Source organism: uncultured Shewanella sp. (assembly GCF_947495455.1).
Classification (GTDB): Bacteria; Pseudomonadota; Gammaproteobacteria; order Enterobacterales; family Shewanellaceae; genus Shewanella.
Map to the genome: position 1 here is coordinate 1 of NZ_CANLZC010000062.1, position 17,418 is coordinate 17,418.

12 protein-coding genes are annotated in these 17,418 nt (G+C 36.7%); 11 read left to right on the forward strand and 1 reads right to left on the reverse strand.

The features are described from left to right. Positions 1 to 1,124 precede the first annotated feature (1,124 nt). From Q0791_RS15535 to kdsB, 9 genes are all read left to right on the forward strand, one after another. On the forward strand, positions 1,125 to 1,916 hold the full coding sequence (locus Q0791_RS15535; RefSeq protein ID WP_299008250.1) for an ABC transporter permease: 792 nt from the start codon (positions 1,125 to 1,127) through the stop codon (positions 1,914 to 1,916). After that, on the forward strand, positions 1,913 to 2,578 hold the full coding sequence (locus Q0791_RS15540; RefSeq protein ID WP_299008252.1) for an ABC transporter ATP-binding protein: 666 nt from the start codon (positions 1,913 to 1,915) through the stop codon (positions 2,576 to 2,578). The genes Q0791_RS15535 and Q0791_RS15540 overlap by 4 nt, the downstream gene beginning before the upstream one ends. A 26-nt stretch (positions 2,579 to 2,604) precedes the next feature. Continuing rightward, positions 2,605 to 3,810, forward strand: coding sequence for a lipopolysaccharide biosynthesis protein (locus Q0791_RS15545; RefSeq protein ID WP_299008254.1), 1,206 nt, complete (start codon positions 2,605 to 2,607; stop codon positions 3,808 to 3,810). Beyond that, positions 3,807 to 5,549, forward strand: a complete 1,743-nt coding sequence (locus Q0791_RS15550) for a polysaccharide biosynthesis/export family protein (RefSeq protein ID WP_299008256.1) — start codon at positions 3,807 to 3,809, stop codon at positions 5,547 to 5,549. Before Q0791_RS15545 ends, Q0791_RS15550 begins: the two co-directional genes overlap by 4 nt. 1 nt (position 5,550) lies before the next feature. Then, positions 5,551 to 6,684 (forward strand): glycosyltransferase, encoded by a 1,134-nt coding sequence (locus Q0791_RS15555; protein ID WP_299008258.1) that lies wholly within the window; start codon positions 5,551 to 5,553, stop codon positions 6,682 to 6,684. Then, positions 6,681 to 7,961 (forward strand): nucleotide sugar dehydrogenase, encoded by a 1,281-nt coding sequence (locus tag Q0791_RS15560; protein ID WP_299008260.1) that lies wholly within the window; start codon positions 6,681 to 6,683, stop codon positions 7,959 to 7,961. The genes Q0791_RS15555 and Q0791_RS15560 overlap by 4 nt, the downstream gene beginning before the upstream one ends. Before the next feature lie 54 nt (positions 7,962 to 8,015). Then, positions 8,016 to 10,673 carry a glycosyltransferase family A protein gene (locus tag Q0791_RS15565; protein ID WP_299008262.1) on the forward strand — a complete coding sequence of 886 codons (2,658 nt, stop codon included), beginning with the start codon at positions 8,016 to 8,018 and terminating at the stop codon, positions 10,671 to 10,673. Positions 10,674 to 10,717: 44 nt separating this feature from the next. Then, positions 10,718 to 11,830, forward strand: a complete 1,113-nt coding sequence (locus tag Q0791_RS15570) for a glycosyltransferase (protein WP_299008264.1) — start codon at positions 10,718 to 10,720, stop codon at positions 11,828 to 11,830. 468 nt (positions 11,831 to 12,298) lie between these two features. Continuing rightward, complete coding sequence (gene kdsB / locus Q0791_RS15575) at positions 12,299 to 13,069, forward strand: 3-deoxy-manno-octulosonate cytidylyltransferase (RefSeq protein WP_299008266.1); 771 nt, start codon at positions 12,299 to 12,301, stop codon at positions 13,067 to 13,069. A gap of 251 nt (positions 13,070 to 13,320) precedes the next feature. Here kdsB and Q0791_RS15580 read toward each other — a convergent pair whose 3' ends face one another. Next, positions 13,321 to 13,734: an HIT domain-containing protein gene (locus tag Q0791_RS15580; RefSeq protein ID WP_299008268.1), complete on the reverse strand. Its 414-nt coding sequence runs from the start codon at positions 13,732 to 13,734 to the stop codon at positions 13,321 to 13,323. A 220-nt stretch (positions 13,735 to 13,954) separates the two neighbouring features. Between Q0791_RS15580 and Q0791_RS15585 the strand changes: the two genes are divergently transcribed. Both Q0791_RS15585 and Q0791_RS15590 read left to right on the forward strand, forming a co-directional pair. Further along, positions 13,955 to 16,015, forward strand: a complete 2,061-nt coding sequence (locus Q0791_RS15585; RefSeq protein WP_299008270.1) for a capsular polysaccharide biosynthesis protein — start codon at positions 13,955 to 13,957, stop codon at positions 16,013 to 16,015. A 74-nt stretch (positions 16,016 to 16,089) separates the two neighbouring features. Beyond that, a complete protein-coding gene (locus Q0791_RS15590; RefSeq protein ID WP_299008273.1) occupies positions 16,090 to 17,343 on the forward strand; it encodes a capsular biosynthesis protein in 1,254 nt (417 codons plus the stop codon). Positions 17,344 to 17,418 lie beyond the last annotated feature (75 nt).

Consider the following 17,418-nt stretch of genomic DNA (forward strand, 5'->3'; position numbering starts at 1 on the left):
AAAGTTCCCAAATAAAATCAACTTCCTGGGAATCACCTGTGAGTAAAAAAACTGGGGATTCATCAGTCACGGGTATACAACCTAAAAGGTAAGCGAAGGGCTTGACTGACTTTCAGAGAATGAAGATTAAAAATGTAAGAGATAAGCCATTAATAAACTGTGAATTACCACTCAAAACATTCACAAGCCAATCACAAAAAACATTAAACACTTTATAAACAAATACTTACAAATAAACTTATTGAAAAAGCAACCCGCACTTGAGTATTCCATGAGTCAACACAATGTTGACACAAACAAGAAGGAAATTTATTCTATCCGCTCTGAAAGTCATGCTTAAATTGGCAAAAAAATAAGCCATTTAGCTTCTATATCAGCACCAACAAAAAAACGGACAAGAAGTAAAAATAAGGACATTGAGTTGGTCGCCTAGCCTCCCATCTCGATTACATCATTAACGCATTCAGTGGATACAGCTCAGCCTCAATAAAGCGCTGACCTGCCCTGCTGCGCCTTGATTTATTCCACTTTTATTTTCGTACAAATCATGACATCGGCATTCAAAGAGCCATAACTTTGTGCGGTAGCTATACCTGTAGAAAATGTGCCTATAGCAAAATCAAAGGACCCATACAGAGCCACACAAAACCTTAAAGCGACACACAAACATTAAAACTGAAACACAATACCGAAATATATAGAGAACGAGTACATCAAGCTCATTCAAACTTATATTCAAAATCATCAAGGATTGAAACTGAAGCACGATATTCGTCTGCATTCACACTTATTTATCAAACTCATTCAAACTTATATTCAAACTTATTCAAAATCATCAAGGATTGAAAGCTGAAGCACGATATTCGTCTGCATTCACACACTTATTTATCAAACTCATTCAAACTTATATTCAAACTTATATTCAAACTTATATTCAAACTTATTCAAAATCATCAAGGATTGAAAGCTGAAGCACGATATTCGTCTGCATTCACACTTATTTATCAAACTCATTCAAACTCATTCAAACTCATTCAAACTTATATTCAAACTTATATTCAAACTTATATTCAAACTTATTCAAAACTTATTCAAAACTTATTCAAAATCATCAAGGATCGAAATTGGACGTCATTCGCCCTCAACGCAATAGCTGGCAAATTACCAAAGATGTGATTTTTGCTTTGTTAATGCGGGAAATAAAAACTCGCTTTGGCAGCAATCGACTGGGCTATTTTTGGGCCATTGCCGAGCCTGTAGGACAAGTTGCCATTTTAGGCCTCATCTTTTCCTTAATAGGCCGCAATAGTGTCGCCGATATTCCCGTTGCTCTGTTTCTTTTTACGGGGATCTTACCTTTTAAACTCTTTGGAAAACTGCTCACTCAACTAAGCGCCGCCATCGAAGCGAACAAAGGACTATTAAGCTATCGCCAAGTCACAGCAATGGATCCTATTATCACGCGGATCATCATAGAGCTGATGACCTTTTTGGTTGTTTATTGCCTTATCTTTTGTGTGATGGCTTGGCTGGGATTTGATGCTAGGCCCAATAACTTACTGGGCGTGCTAAGCGCCAGCCTGCTGCTGATAATTTTTACGATTGGATTAGGCTTATTGCTTTGCACCGCTGTCAGCTATTGGCCAGACAGTAAAAAACTCATCCAGTTGATCACTCGGCCACTCTTTTTTGTTTCGGGCATTTTTTTCTGCGCCGTCATGATCCCAGCGCAATATTGGTATTTGTTTGACTGGAATCCCATTTTTCATGCCATTGAGCTCAGCAGAGCCTGCTTTTTTTATGCTTATGATTCACCCGTAGGCAGTTGGGCTTATTTAAGTTTAAGTGCCTTACTGAGCTTTAGTAGCGGCTTAGCCACTTTTCATTTATTTCGCCAAAGGTTTATCGGCTCATGATTTATTTTGACAATATCACTAAATCTTACGCCACTAAGCAAGGACGCCATTACGTTTTTAACAATGTCAGTCTCGACTTACCGACCCATAAAAATATTGCCGTGCTGGGCCCCAATGGCGTGGGCAAGTCCACACTCATTCGTATGATGGGCGGCGCCGACAACCCTACTAAAGGGCATATTCATTCACCGCTCAATATTTCCTGGCCGTTAGGCTTACAAGGTGGCCTGCAAGGCTCCATGAGTGCACGTGAAAATGTGCGTTTTGTCGCAAGAATACACGGCTATAAACACACATTACCCATAGAGCAAAGCGTGCAAGATTTTGCAGAAATTGGCGCGTTTTTTGATGAGCCCGTTAAAAACTACTCCAGCGGCATGCGGTCACGCATCACCTTTGGACTGACCATGGCCTTTGATTTTGACTTTGATGTCTTGCTCATCGATGAGCTTGGTGCCGTTGGTGACGCGAACTTTAGACGAAAAAGTGAAGCCATACTCAAAGAAAAATTCAACCAAACTCGACTCATTATGGTGAGCCACTCATTAACCGAACTCAAACGTCATTGTCAGGCGGGTCTGCTCATAAAGCAGCAAAGCTTGTTGTATTTCGACACACTGGATGATGCCATCAATGAATACCAGAAAACGTATATAAGTTAACCATTATGCCCATGACTTTTAACAAAATGACTTTTCAAAAAAAAGGACAACCACTGAGTCAAGTGGAACGAAAAATACGCAAGTTACGCCGAAATCCCAAATTATTTCTCGCAGACTCTAAAGCCTATATACACACAAGAAAAACCTTATACCAAACATGGGCCAAGTTAGGATCATTTGCACTAGTGATCGCCGCCTCCTTACTCATAGTGGTTTACTTTAGCGTTATCGCCTCGCCCAGATATGTGAGCCAAGCACAATTTGTCGTTAAGCAAGCGGATCAGAGCCCAGTGCCTCTTATGGGGCTGGCCGCCATCACAGGTAACTCTCCCACTATGCGTGATGCGCTTATTTTACAAGAATACATTCGCTCACCTGAAATGGCGCTGGCATTAAATACACAAGTAAAACTCAAACAACATTATCAAGCCCACACTTGGGACATCATCAGCCGCTTATCAAGCACCAGCAGTCAAGAAGAGTACATCGCTTATTACCAAAAACACATTCACGTTAGCTATGATGAAATGTCAGAGATTTTAACCGTTGAAGTGCAGGCTTTTACACCTGAGTTTGCCCTAACAACGACCCAAGCGCTCCTTAAGATCAGCAAGGCATTTATCAATCAGCTGGGCGAGAGCATGGCCAAGCAACAACTCGAATATGCAAAAAAGGAAGTCAATCGCGCCTATGACGAATTAAAACAACAAGAAGTTAAATTGATTGCTTTTCAGGATGAATTTAGCTTATTTAATCCCGAGCGACAAAGCGCGGCCTTACTGGAAGCCATCAACCAACTCGAGTCGCAAATCATTGCCAAGCAAGCCGAATTTAAGTCCTTAAATGCTTATATGCAAAATGATGCCAGCGAAATCATTGCCAAGCAATTTCAAATCGATGCACTCAAACTGCAATTAGCACAAGAAAAACAAAAGCTCACACAAGAAGATAAACCCTCATTAAATAAAGTGAACTTACGTTTTAAAGACATTGAACTCAATACTAAACTGGCATCGGATCTGTACCAATCATCGCTCATCACCCTTGAACAAATGAGAGGTGACGCCTTTAAGCAATTAAAGCATTTATTAATGGTTGAGTCCCCCAGAATCGCCCAAGACAACCAGTACCCCAAACGCCTTTATAACATTATGACTTGGTTTGTCGTTCTCCTTTTACTGTATTTAGTCGGCCGTTTAATTATTGCCATTATCAAGGAACATCGCGAATGAATGCCCTCTTACGCACATTAACCCGTATGCTCTGTTTATTTATTGCCTGTACTCAAGGCGTGTCAGCCAGCTTACAGCAAGATCCTACCACTGAGATCACCCCTAGTATTAGCGACACTCACGCCACTCAAAGATATGGCAGTTGGTTATTTGAAGGGGGATTTAGTGAAACGGCCTTCTCCGCCATTAATCCCCATTATGTCATCACTCAAGGGGATAAACTGCTTATTCAGATCTGGGGCGCTATCGATTACCAAGCCGAGATCAGTGTCGATCCCCAAGGCAATATTTTCATTCCAAAAGTGGGCCCCATTAAAGTGCTTGGGATCACTAATAGTCACTTAAATCAAGTGATTTTAAACAGTGTTAAACGTGTCTATAAAGCCAATGTCGAAGTCTATGTGTCACTCATGTCCAGTCAAGAGGTCAAAGTCTTCCTCGCAGGCATGGTGGTCAAACCTGGACTCTATCCCGGTCAAAGCGCCGATAGCGTGCTGCGTTTTATCGATCAAGCTGGCGGTATTCGCCAAGATATCGGCAGTTATCGCAATATTCAAGTGAAACGGAATAATCAAAGCTTAGCGCAGGTCGACTTATACCAATTTTTGCAACAAGGCCAGATGCCATCCCTGCAATTTCAAGACGGTGATGTGATCTTTATCGGCCCCAAACAAGGAGAAGTGACCCTAGAAGGTGAAATTGGTTTTCATGGACAATATGAACTCAATCGCCATTCCTCCCTGGAAAGTATTTTACAGGCCGTGGTCATTGACGAGCGGGCCACTCATATTACAGTGATTGAAGCCGAACAAGAGGCATCAGCCGCTCACCCATCGACTGAATCAACTAGAGTAACGGCGAATACAGCTGCAAATGCAAAAGCTAAAACAGCAGAGACACAAAGCAGCCCATCGCCTTTATTCAGCAATACCAATCGTGCGGTGAATGCCAAGCAATATACCCTAGCTCAGGCGGCCAATGTAAAAGTTAATCCCGGCGCCTTGATTAAAATAAGCTCTCAACTCAGAGCCCAAACCATCAGCGTCGATGTGATTGGCGAACATAATTCTGCTCAAGAGACAGTACTTCCTTGGGGAGCGAGCCTGAAAGATTTACTGGACAAGACCCAATTTACGGCGCTATCTAATCAAGCTGCAGTGCAACTTTACCGCCCTTCTGTGGCCAAAAGACAATATGACATGCTGCAAGCCTCATTGTCTTCCCTTGAGCAAAGCGTACTCACTAAACGCTCCGATACCAAAGAAGCCGCAGAGCTACGAGCCGCCGAAGCAAAAATTATTTTGCAATGGATAGACAAGGCCCGCCAAGTCACCCCTAAAGGCCAAGTCTTGTTAAATGATAGTCAAGATCTCAGTCAAATCATTTTACAGCAAGGGGATCGCGTCGTGATCCCAGCCAAACGTCACTTAGTGATCATTCATGGTGAAGTCATGTTTCCCACGGCCATCGCCTATAACCCTAAATTGGATATAGAAGCTTTCATTAACAAAGCGGGCGGCAGCCATCGAGATCTTGATGACATGAACGTGCTCATCATGAAACCCAATGGCAGCTTTATTACCGTCAATGATGATCTTGATGACAGCAGCCTCATCGGCCCAGGGGATGAAATTTTTGTGTTATCTAAGCCCGATGAAAAAAGCTTTCAATTTGCCAAAGACATCACTCAAATTATTTTTCAAATAGCCATGTCGGCCGCAGTGGTATTGGCGATATAAGATGAAAATGAATTTTGAATTATTACCAGAACATGCTTATAAAGTGAAAGTATACTTTCACTCAAATTTGATAAATAAAACTAGGATTGAATTTTATGAAGACAACTATCTTATAGCAAAAAAAGATGCTCATAACACTAAAAACACTTCATTTGTTTTTTACACTAAACACAGTGGAAATATAGAAGTAGATAATAAACATATATCACAACTTGAGTTCATTAAGTTAGGAAAAACATTAGATATAAAGCATCATAATGATAATCCAGATGGAATATACGCGGCATTGGTTACAATCCCATCTAGAAAACGCTCATGTGAGCAAACAATTGATAGCTTAATTAATCAAGTTGATAAATTATTCCTTTGTTTTAATGGTTATAAGGAAATACCATCCTTTATAAATAAATATGACCATAGAAAAATTGAATACATGTTGGATTCTACCGGTTACTATGCTGCAGCAGCTAAACTATATTGGAGTGCTCAAGTAAAAGGATATTACTTTACTTGTGATGATGATATAATTTACCCAAAAGATTACATTAAAAAAAGTGTTAACAAGCTAAAACATTATAATAATAAAGCTGTTATTTCATATCATGGGAATAATTACAAATGGTTTTCAACTGATATTCGTACTGACAGAAAAGAATTTTACAAGTTTCCACAAGAGCAAATTATAGATAAAAAGGTACATGTTATTGGAACTGGAGTATGTGCATTTCACAGCTCATTAATTGATGGTTATTCCGCTTTTTCACAATGTTTAAGATACCCACGTTCAATTGACTTAGCATTTAGTATATTCTTAAGAAAAAATAAAATAAAAAAAATTGTTCTACAAAGAGAACATGAATGGTTAAAAGCAAATTATTTAGTTCAACACGGACTGCATGAACAGAAACAATTAAATGAAAATTTAAGATGTAGTGTTAACAATCTACTTTTCAACGCTAATCCATGGGTTGAAAATAAAATTTTACGCTATATACAACTACCAGCCTATCAATTAATAAAAGCATTATTAAAAACAATAAATAAAAATAGAAAACTAAAAAAACTAATTAACAATCCATTGAATTTCTTTGCAGATTCAAAAATAATATCAATATTTAAAAAGGAATTAAAATGATGTATAACATTAACAATTTAAAGATATGTATTATTGGTCTTGGCTATGTAGGATTACCTTTAGCACTAGAATTTGGTAAGAAATATCATACTATAGGGTTTGATATAAACAAAACACGTATAGAACAATTAAAAGATAACATTGATATTACCAAGGAAACCGACCAACAAGATTTTATTGATTCTAAAAACATTACATTTTCTAGTAATAAAAACGAAATCACAGAAGCAAACTTCTACATTGTGACCGTACCAACACCTGTTGATGAGCATAATATTCCAGATATTAGTATTGTTCGCAAAGCTAGCGAATTAGTTGGTAGCGTCCTCAATAAAAATGATATTGTAGTTTTTGAGTCAACTGTATACCCTGGAGCAACAGAAGAAGTCAGCGTACCTGCATTAGAGCAAGAATCAAACCTAATTTTTAATAAAGATTTTCATGTTGGTTACAGTCCAGAGCGTATCAACCCTGGCGACAAAAAAAATAGACTCCCCACAATAATTAAAATAACATCAGGTTCAACTCCTGAGACTGCAGACTATATTGATAAAGTATATCAAGAGATCATTATAGCTGGCACTCATAAGGCCCCTTCAATTAAAGTAGCAGAAGCTGCAAAAGTAATTGAAAATACGCAAAGAGATGTCAGTATTGCACTCATTAATGAACTAAGTATGATTTTCGATCGTCTAGACATAAATACAAAAGAAGTTATTGAAGCTGCCAGTACCAAATGGAATTTTCAAAAACTGTTACCGGGTTTAGTTGGTGGCCATTGTATTGGAGTGGATCCTTATTACCTTGCCCATAAAGCAGAAAGTTTAGGTTTATATCCAGATCTAATTCTCACGTCCAGACGCTTAAATGAAAATATGGTAAGCTTCGTTTCTAATAAGTTAACAAAAGCCATGAATAATAAAAAAATTCATGTTGTTGACTCAGACATATTAATTCTTGGTTTCACTTTCAAAGAAAACTGCCCTGATATACGTAATACTCAGGTTGTTAAACTTTACAAAGAAATAAAGCATCACAATGCCAATGTAGATATTTATGATCCAGAAGCTTGTACCGATGAAATACTCCGCGAGTATAATATTAATGCTCTTTCAAGCTTTCCAAATAAAAAATATGATGCTGTCATTGTTGCGGTAGCTCATGATGAATTCAAAAACTACTCTCACGAAAAGTTAACCTTAGTTAAAAAGGAAAATAGTATAATTATGGATTTAAAAGGTTGCATTATTAAAGATATTGTTGATTGTTATTTGTAATAAGGTTTCCTTATAAAAGATATTACAGAACATCACTTAAAATAAGGTTAATCAATGCTGGATATATTAAGGCTATATGCTATACGTATTTATATTAAGTCAATAACAAAAAGAGGAACCAAAAGCACTTTTATTGACAATTTAAATTTAGATAAAGAAATATCATACAACAGTCTAATTTTTTGGCTTTTCAAATATCACAGCAAACATAGAAATACAGAAAATATATATAAGGTAATATCAATATATCTCAAATCTAATTATGCAAACATTGAAGAAAACTCAATATCATTAGATTTTTTAATCAACAGCAGAAAAAACGAAGCAAAAGAACTATTAATAAAAAAAATCGATGGTGGATTCAAATATAACACATTAAATAAACACTATACTTTTTTAAAAGAAGAGAATTTAATTAAATATCTAGATTACGATTGCTTAATTAAATTATCAAAAAATAATGAGATAGATCTATCTATACTTTATGATAATATTATTGAAAATAAAAAGATAAATAAAAAAATAATAATTAGCATAGTCAAAACACTCATAACAAACCAAGACTATATCAACTCTAAAATTTTTTTAGACAAAATAAAAAATATACAATTAAAAGGAAAGCCATTTTATTACGTTATAACTCTAATGATAAATTTCTGCAGTGAGACAGAACTTAAAAATTTTATTAAACAACAAGAGAAATCTTACATATACAGAAAGAACAACTTATATGAATACATTCATAAAAAATCACTATTATATAATGATGGATTTTTATCAAATATAACAAGTAAATATGTAAAACCTAATATTACATATCATAAAAAACGTATGGAAGCCATTGCCAAATCGAATTTAAAATTAAATGAATTCGTATACTTATTCAAAAATACAAACTTCCCTAATCTAGACATTAGTTTTACTAAAATATTTAACTCTAATACATTAACCAAGAAAAAATTCTATGATAAAAACAAAAAATATTATCCATACATTTGTTCTTATTTACTAGAATCCATTCCAGGTTCAGAACTATATTGCTTTAAAGAAAGCAATACTATCAATCACCTACTGGCAAGAGAAACAAATTTATTAAAAAAGTTTAAAAATTCAAAAAAAATCAGCTTCAATATTGAAACGTATAAAAGAATGTTAGAAGAGGGGGATCCAGAACACTATTTAATGATTTGTAGTGATAGCTCTGAAAAGGCCTTGATTGAATTCCAAAAAAACAAAAAAAATGGAAACTTTAAAAATGCATTAATTCATGCTAAATATTTAAGAGATCACACACAAGATAGAGAAAGAAAACGTAATATACTTAGAGTTATAGAAATGTACGATAAACTAGGAGAAGAAAAAAAAGTAAAAAAAGAATTAAGAAGGCTAAAAGAAGGATATTTAAAAGCCAACATATTAATAATAAATAACAACATAGATAAACCAGTAGCAGAAAGGTTAAAGAAGCTAGATAAGTATAATTATTTAATTGAGAACAAGTCAGATGATTTAATTTTCATAAAAACAAAGCTATCACTACTTGTTGAGGAAAATGAAAATAAAAAAATAAAAAAATATATTGATGAAGTTATAAAAAATAAAGAACAGTATATATATGACCCTGAATTAAAGAAGCTAATAATTTTGACATTATATTTCATTTTAAATGACAAAAAAGATATAATTAAACTATCAGAGAAATATAAAACCGCTGACAAAACAACATTAATATATGAATCATTAATTAAAATTGAACAAAATATTGAAATACCAGATGAAATATATAAAAGCATAGACCCAGACTTAAAACTAATAAAACTAAACAATTATATACACAAAGATTTAAAGAGTAAATCAATACAAACATTCCAAGAAACAATTAACTCAAAGGTTGTGTCAAAAGAATACCCAATAACAATAAAAAACATAAAATTAAGTTCTAATTTTAAAGGAAAAGAAATAAATAGTAATAAATTAATAAGCATAATAATGACTAATTATGGGTATTCTGATTATGTAGAAGTATCAATAAAATCCATATTAGAACAATCTTATAGCAACTTTGAACTTATTATCATTGATGATAAATCAGACAGCTTAAGTTATTACAAGTTAAATAGCCTTATAGAAAGAATAAATGACCCAAGAATCACCCTAATTCAATCAAAAGAAAATGGAGGAACCTATAAATCCAAAAATATAGGAATGTCAATAGCAAAGGGGGAACTTATTACATTTCAAGACTCCGATGACTACTCACATCCAGATCGATTAGTTATACAGAAAAATAATATTGAAGAAAATAATAAAATAGCAAACACTGTAAAATGTTTCAGGTTAACACAAAAAGGAACTGCATATTTTTATCGTTCAGGCGCAATAAAAAAAGCTCCTATCTCATTAATGATTAAAAGAAAGGTATTTAATGAACTTGGCTACTTCAATAGTGTTAGAGTTGGTTCAGATAGTGAGTATTTAAGCCGAATAAAATTAGTTTATGGGAATGACGCAATAATTAATTTAGATTACATAGGTTATTTTGCTAGTTATCAACTTACGTCATTAACAAGTTTAGGTAAAACTAGTTTACACCCTGTACTTGGTATTACTGGAATAAGAGCTAAATATAAAAAAACTTACTTAAAATGGCATGCTGAAATACGTCAAGGTAGAACTCCATATCTACCCAGAAATATAGAGATATCCATATAAAACCATACTAGAGTCTTGAACTATCAAGCTAACATCAACCCATTATGAAACTCTCTTTTATTATTCCCTATGGAATGCGTTCGTTTGACAAACAACACCAGCGACTTTTGTCGCTGGTGAGCACATTAGTATCACTCAATGACTGTGAAATTATTATTCATGATATGAGTGTTGATAGTGCGCATCAAAGATTAACTGATTCAGGCTTAATGGCGAATGCTAAGGTAACTTACATGCATGAGCCTTTGCTATTCGGCGATGTCTTTTCACCCGCTTATGCCAGAAATCAAGGGGTGAAACATTCAAAAGGTGAATACTTGTTTTTTATGGATGTGGACTTAACCGCCGACATCACTTTTTTACAAAGCCTCATTGGTAGAGCCAACAAGCTTAAACAAATAAGCACTAAAGCCTTTGAAATGTTTCCTTGTTTTTATTTAACTCAGAATGCCAGCCTCAATCAGAACAAAAACAATTTTAGTCCTAGTAATTACTTATTAAGTTATATGCAAGGCGAAAATTCCATCATTGAAGGTATCGCTCTGGCATCAAGCTGCTTACTCGTTAATAAAAATTGGTTTAATCGATTAGGTGGGTTTGATGAATCTTTTATCGGTCATGGAGGAGAAGATCTTTTTCTCATTTGTCAATTAGCATATCATTTTCCATTGGCTCCTTTGCCATCAGACTTTAAAAATAATACGAAAACATTACATCCAGCGAATTACAAAGGATTTAGGCGCTATTTAAGTGTATATGCACTAGAACATCTTTTTGAACAGCGCTTTTTCTTACATTCTTGGCACCCAAGACCCCTCACTCACAACTATTATCGTAGACGAAAATATAATGACTTATACCTGATGAAAAAAATTCAAGATTTACTCACCAATCAGCCTGAAAAACTGGGTAATACATACACCAACCTTGTTGACAATAGCTTTAACATTGAACACCAATACGAAGCATGGTTAGTACAAAAACAAGAAGAGTACCACTGGCATTACCCCCAATATAGTGGGTTATTTCAATGGAAAGCAAAGCAAAAAATTAAACGTCCATTATGGCGAAAAATAAGAAAACTTTATGTCAACCCTCGTTTATTTACTAAAGACCTGATTGATAAACACAAAAAACCATTCAAACAAAACCAATGAAAATAAAAAACCTTGTAATAAAAAGTGTTAAGCTCAATCAAGCAAATAATGATAGAACTTATTCTGAACTTTTTTAGATTAAATACACTGCATGAACAAAAAACTAACAATCCAAGTTCTATTTGCTGCTGCCTGATTTATTATATTCAACGTTATACCCACAATATTTTAATCCAGACTCTACAAAGCCGTCGACTCTGGATAATTTGTTAGATTATTTATCTAATAAAATGAAAAATAATAAAATTTAATTTTCTTATACTCTTTTTTACATTAGGAAAGCGAAAAGTAGTTAACACTTACTGTCAAGTTTAAAGTACACTAATACTTTTGGCTAGTTAGACTAATGTTTTTGGGCAAGTATTGAATAACTTTCAATAAATAAAAAAAACAAATACTTATATGATTTTAATAATCAAAAATTAGCACGTAGCAATAGAAATCCTTATCGACGAAAAGAACACTAACATGCAGTATAAAATTGTTATTCCGGCTCGGTTCGCGTCGACGCGTTTACCGGGTAAACCTTTAATGAAAATAGCGGGTAAGCCTATGATTTGGCATACCTATCAACGTGCTATGGAAACACTTATTGGCAATAAAAACATTGTTATTGCCACAGATCATACAGAAACAGGGCAAATTGCCACAGACTTTGGTGCCAATGTGGTCATGACATCCAGTGAACATGAGTCAGGCACATCACGGCTGGCAGAAGTCGCTAGGCGTTTAAACTGGGCTGAAGACACTATCGTGGTCAATCTACAAGGCGACGAGCCTTTATTAGAACCTGAACTGATAGAATTAACAGCAAAAACTTTAGCCAACCACCCCAAAGCGGGTATGGCAACTTTAGGCTGCCAAATAAAACACCAAGAAGATCTGCTTAATCCCAATTGTGTCAAAGTAGTGTGTGACCGCAATGGCAAAGCGATTTATTTTTCGCGCTCAGCCATTCCCTTTGCACGAGATGGTTTTGAACAGGCCGATTTTAATACGCCCAGTAATCCGTGGCTGCGCCATATTGGCATGTATGCCTATCGTGTTTCAGCCTTATACCAATATCAGTCTTGGCCAAGTTCGACCCTTGAAGAATTAGAAAAGCTAGAGCAGCTAAGAGCCATTTTTAATGATGTACATATTCAAGTAGCCTTGATTGATAAAGCCCCAAGACATGGGGTGGACACTTATGATGATTTAGAAAAAGTGCGCAGTATCGTCAATGAAAACTATGTATAAAAATAACCAGTTATAAGAAAACGAATTAGAAGAGAAGAAGAGAAGAAGAAGAGAAGAAGAAAGAGTCTAAAAAGGATCTTCAATAGAAGAAGCTGCAGCGCTCTCTGACAGTACGCATCTCAAACCTCCGTGCAGATCCACGTTGCACGGGGATTTTTTCACATTAGACTCACATTTAAGACCAAATAATAGAGCACATTAAAGACCAGCTCACAGAACAGTCCCGATAACAGACTCGTACACAGACTCGATCACAGACGCGCGGTTAAATAAGTGCCTATCTGCTCCATTAAATGATTAAGCTTATCGTCACTCATTTGCTGACCGCAAGTATTTCCCCAAATGGGTTTAGGCCAAATGCCATCTTGATAAAAACGCGCCACATGATGCACATGCAATTGCGACACAATATTGCCTATTGCGGCCACATTGATTTTATCGGCGTTAAATTCCACTTTTAACATTTCACCAATCAAAGAGGACTCTTGTAATAACTGCTGTTGCTCTTTTGGCGTTAATTGAAAAAGTTCTGTTTTATTGTCGACTCTTGGCACTAAAATCAGCCAAGGCCCTATGTCTTCCTTACTGAGCAGAACATCGCACAAAGGCAAACTGATAATTTTTATTGTCTCTTTTGCAAGCTGTTTATCTAATTCAAAGGCCATAAAACCATCACACTTATAAATTCTTAATTGTAACCTACTCTAAAGAAAAAAATAACTCAATTACATTGACACAACAACAGAGTTATTGCATGTTCGACACAGACTCAAAGTTGAACACTCTTTAATCAAGTCGCCCTTCATTAATTCAGTACCTTTAATATGCTTAAAGACGCGACAAACCACTTTCAGTAACCAATAGCGAGTACCAGTAGCCGATTTTATGACTCTATATACCACATCAGCGGGCATTTTAGCGAGAAAGGCCAATATTAAAGCCTGTCTAAACCAAGACATTCAGCGGCTTTCTAAACATAATCACCATCAATTGCACCCTGGATCTGACACCCTTGTCGGCTGGGGGGTCAAACCTAATGCCCTCAAACTCAAAGCCCTTGCCAATACGCTTTCTTGTGCCTTTATGCACCTAGAAGATGGCTTTATTGGCTACGCGGGCCACCCTAATAATCAAGGGCAAGCCGTGTCTATGATAGCCGATAAAATCGGTATTTATTATGATGCTAGGCAGCCTTCCACTTTAGAGCAATTAATCAATACTCCTTGTAATGAAGCCACTTTAGTTCGCGCTCAAAAACTCGCAGCCAGCTTCATTGAACACGGGATCACTAAATATAATTGTTATACCCAATTCAATGCTCAACATCTATTGCCTTCATCGTTAATCAGAGCATTACAGAATCGAGAAATGGTACTGATTGTTGATCAAGTCAGTGGCGATCAATCCATTGAAGGGGCATTGGCCTGTCCCGCCGATTTTCATCGTATGCTTGAAAAAGCAGGCCTGCTTTACCCTAATAGTCAATTGGTCATTAGAACACATCCAGATACACGCTTAGGCCGTAAATCCGGCGTTTTGGCCAACAAGGTGGCACAAGTATTACCCGAACATTTAAAAAACCGCGTCATTTTAGAAAGCCAGTCTTGTCATCCTCATGCGCTTATTCGCCACGCTCAAGCAGTATTTACTGTCTCTTCGCAAATGGGATTTGAAGCCTTGTTATTAGGTAAGCCAGTGCACTGTTTTGGCATGCCCTTTTATGCAGGATGGGGACTCACTCAAGATGATAAAGAGTGCGAACGAAGACAATCGGTTTCCCTTAATCAATTAGTCGCTGCGAGCTTAATTCAATACCCTTTGTACTTTGATCCCATCACTCTTAAACCTTCGACGCCGGAAAATGCCATCGCATTAATTGCTCAACAAAATAAAACAGAAATTAGATACAACACACTCTATTTATTAGGCTTTTCATTTTGGAAACGGGCTTTTCTTTTAGAGTTTTGTCAAAAGCTTAGTAACCAAGTCAAATTTATTAAAAAAATGCCAAAGCACATCAATCCTAATGACAGAATTGTCGTTTGGGGCAACAAATACCCCGAACTCACTCAGGCCATTCGCATTGAAGATGGCTTTATTCGCTCCAGTGGCTTAGGTTCCAATTTAGCCAGACCTTCGTCGCTTATCATCGATCCCTTAGGCATGTATTTTAATGCACAAGTGAACAACACCTTAAGAGAAAAACTCAATCATATTGACATCGATGATGACATGTATCGCCGAGGGCAAACCTTAATCAAGTTACTGGTGGATAACGACATCAATAAATATAATCTCACCGGAAGCAACCCATTCACCTTAAAAGATTTGAATATTCCTTCCCGCGGTCAGCAAAAGCCTTTACTCGTGGTAGGGCAAGTGGATGGCGATGCCTCTATTATTACCGGTAGCTTACAAATCACCAGTAATGAAGCCTTATTATGGGCCGTGAGAAACGATAACCCAGATGCCTTTATTATCTATAAACCCCATCCCGATGTTGTTGCAGGAAATCGCAAAGGACAAATATCTAAAGCCTGCATGGAAACTTGCGTCGATGCTCATGTAACCGACATGAGCTTAACGGCACTTTACCCTCATATTAATGCTTTACACACTATGACGTCATTAAGCGGTTTTGAAGCCCTACTGAGAAATGTTCCTGTGGTGACTTGGGGGCAACCTTTTTATTCTGGCTGGGGACTCACACAAGATAAATATCCTGCAAATGATAGGCGGCGCACACTTAGCTTGCCCATTTTAGTGTATATTTGTGTCGCTTTATACCCTATCTATATTGATTGGGAAACACGATTACGGATCACTCCAGAGCAATTGATTGCCAAAATGGCTGACAACAAAGTCAATGTAAAAAGCCAGCAATCTTATTGGCGACGTTGGCAACTCAAACTGTCATATTTAATTGAAACACTAAAAGCGTGTTGAGTATTGCACTTATTATATGAATTTAGGTTGAGTTTGCGCATCACCCAGCGCTCATAACGAGAACATAGGATGTTATGAAAATTTTGTTGTTACAAGGCCCTTTGGGCTCATTTTTCCAAACCTTGGGAAATCAACTCCTTCAGCAACAGCATCAAGTGTATAAGATTGATTTTAATGGCGGCGATCAATCTTGGCCCATAGATGGTCATAATCAAGCCTTTATCGGACAAAGGCACGAATGGTCTAGCTATTTGAAACACCACCTAAGCTTATGGTCTATTGATGCTGTAATTTGTTTTGGCGACTGCCGCTTTTACCATAAACAGGCTGCCAGTATCTGCCAGCAACTGAATGTGACTTTTTGGGTATTAGAAGAAGGCTACATCAGGCCCGACTTTATCACTTTAGAGCCCCAAGGCGTAAATGCCTTCAGCCCCCTTTTTACTAAGATTCGACAAATCTGTGAACAAAGCATTCCTCTTGCTGAAAGCTGTGAGCAAAATAATATCGCAATCGGCCCCACCTTTTCACAACGGGCTTATTTCGCTTCTCGTTACCATATTTTACGTACCCTCAAAGCCAAGCAGTTTAGCCACTACCACAATCATCGCCCCTGGAATGTATATCAAGAGGCCTTAAGTTGGGTTAAAGGAGGCGCAATCAAATTGTTACGTAAAGGCCCAGATAAACAGTTAATGCAAAGTTTACGGCAAACATCGGCCAAACTGTTTTTTGTTCCTCTGCAGGTAAGTGAAGACTTTCAAATTAGGCAGCATTCCGATCTCAGCAGCGTCACAGATATGATCAATCGTGTGATGCATTCCTTTAGCCGATATGCGCCACACAATAGCCAACTCATCTTTAAACATCACCCCATGGACAGAGGATTTGTCAGCTACAAAAAGCAGATCAATAGCCTAATAGAAAAATATCGACTCCACGGGCGAGTACACTACGCCTATGAATTACCTCTGCCCCCCCTGTACCCACTGTTAACTGGGGTCATCACTATTAATAGTACGGTTGGACTATCGGCATTACACCATAGTGTACCCACCTGCTGTTTGGGCAGAGCCTTGTATAATCTAAAGGGCTTAACCCATCAGTCAGGGCTCGATAGCTTTTGGACAGATCCCAGCCCAGTATTAGAGCACTTATATCAAGCGTTACATCAAGTATTGCGTCATCGCACTCAACTCAATGGCAGCTTTTTTAAACACCAAACCATGACGGCAAACAAAATCATCAAACATATTCAAGCCCATCATCCACATGACTTTTTGACTCTGACTCAGCCAAAACCTGCTGCTTTAATGAAACTCGCTTAAATCAAACACGACTTTTTAATAGAAAAGTCAAACCGACCCATTTGAATTATTTATCAGTTACCTTTAATATCAATT

What these genes read in the sequence shown, in the direction of transcription:
- Q0791_RS15540 (WP_299008252.1), top strand. Translation starts at nt 1,913, where the DNA reads ATGATTTATTTTGACAATATCACTAAATCTTACGCCACTAAGCAAGGA.
- Q0791_RS15560 (WP_299008260.1), top strand. Translation starts at nt 6,681, where the DNA reads ATGATGTATAACATTAACAATTTAAAGATATGTATTATTGGTCTTGGC.
- Q0791_RS15565 (WP_299008262.1), top strand. Translation starts at nt 8,016, where the DNA reads ATGCTGGATATATTAAGGCTATATGCTATACGTATTTATATTAAGTCA.
- kdsB (WP_299008266.1), top strand. Translation starts at nt 12,299, where the DNA reads ATGCAGTATAAAATTGTTATTCCGGCTCGGTTCGCGTCGACGCGTTTA.
- Q0791_RS15570 (WP_299008264.1), top strand. Translation starts at nt 10,718, where the DNA reads ATGAAACTCTCTTTTATTATTCCCTATGGAATGCGTTCGTTTGACAAA.
- Q0791_RS15550 (WP_299008256.1), top strand. Translation starts at nt 3,807, where the DNA reads ATGAATGCCCTCTTACGCACATTAACCCGTATGCTCTGTTTATTTATT.
- Q0791_RS15555 (WP_299008258.1), top strand. Translation starts at nt 5,551, where the DNA reads ATGAAAATGAATTTTGAATTATTACCAGAACATGCTTATAAAGTGAAA.
- Q0791_RS15585 (WP_299008270.1), top strand. Translation starts at nt 13,955, where the DNA reads ATGACTCTATATACCACATCAGCGGGCATTTTAGCGAGAAAGGCCAAT.
- Q0791_RS15590 (WP_299008273.1), top strand. Translation starts at nt 16,090, where the DNA reads ATGAAAATTTTGTTGTTACAAGGCCCTTTGGGCTCATTTTTCCAAACC.
- Q0791_RS15545 (WP_299008254.1), top strand. Translation starts at nt 2,605, where the DNA reads ATGACTTTTCAAAAAAAAGGACAACCACTGAGTCAAGTGGAACGAAAA.
- Q0791_RS15580 (WP_299008268.1), bottom strand. Translation starts at nt 13,734, where the DNA reads ATGGCCTTTGAATTAGATAAACAGCTTGCAAAAGAGACAATAAAAATT.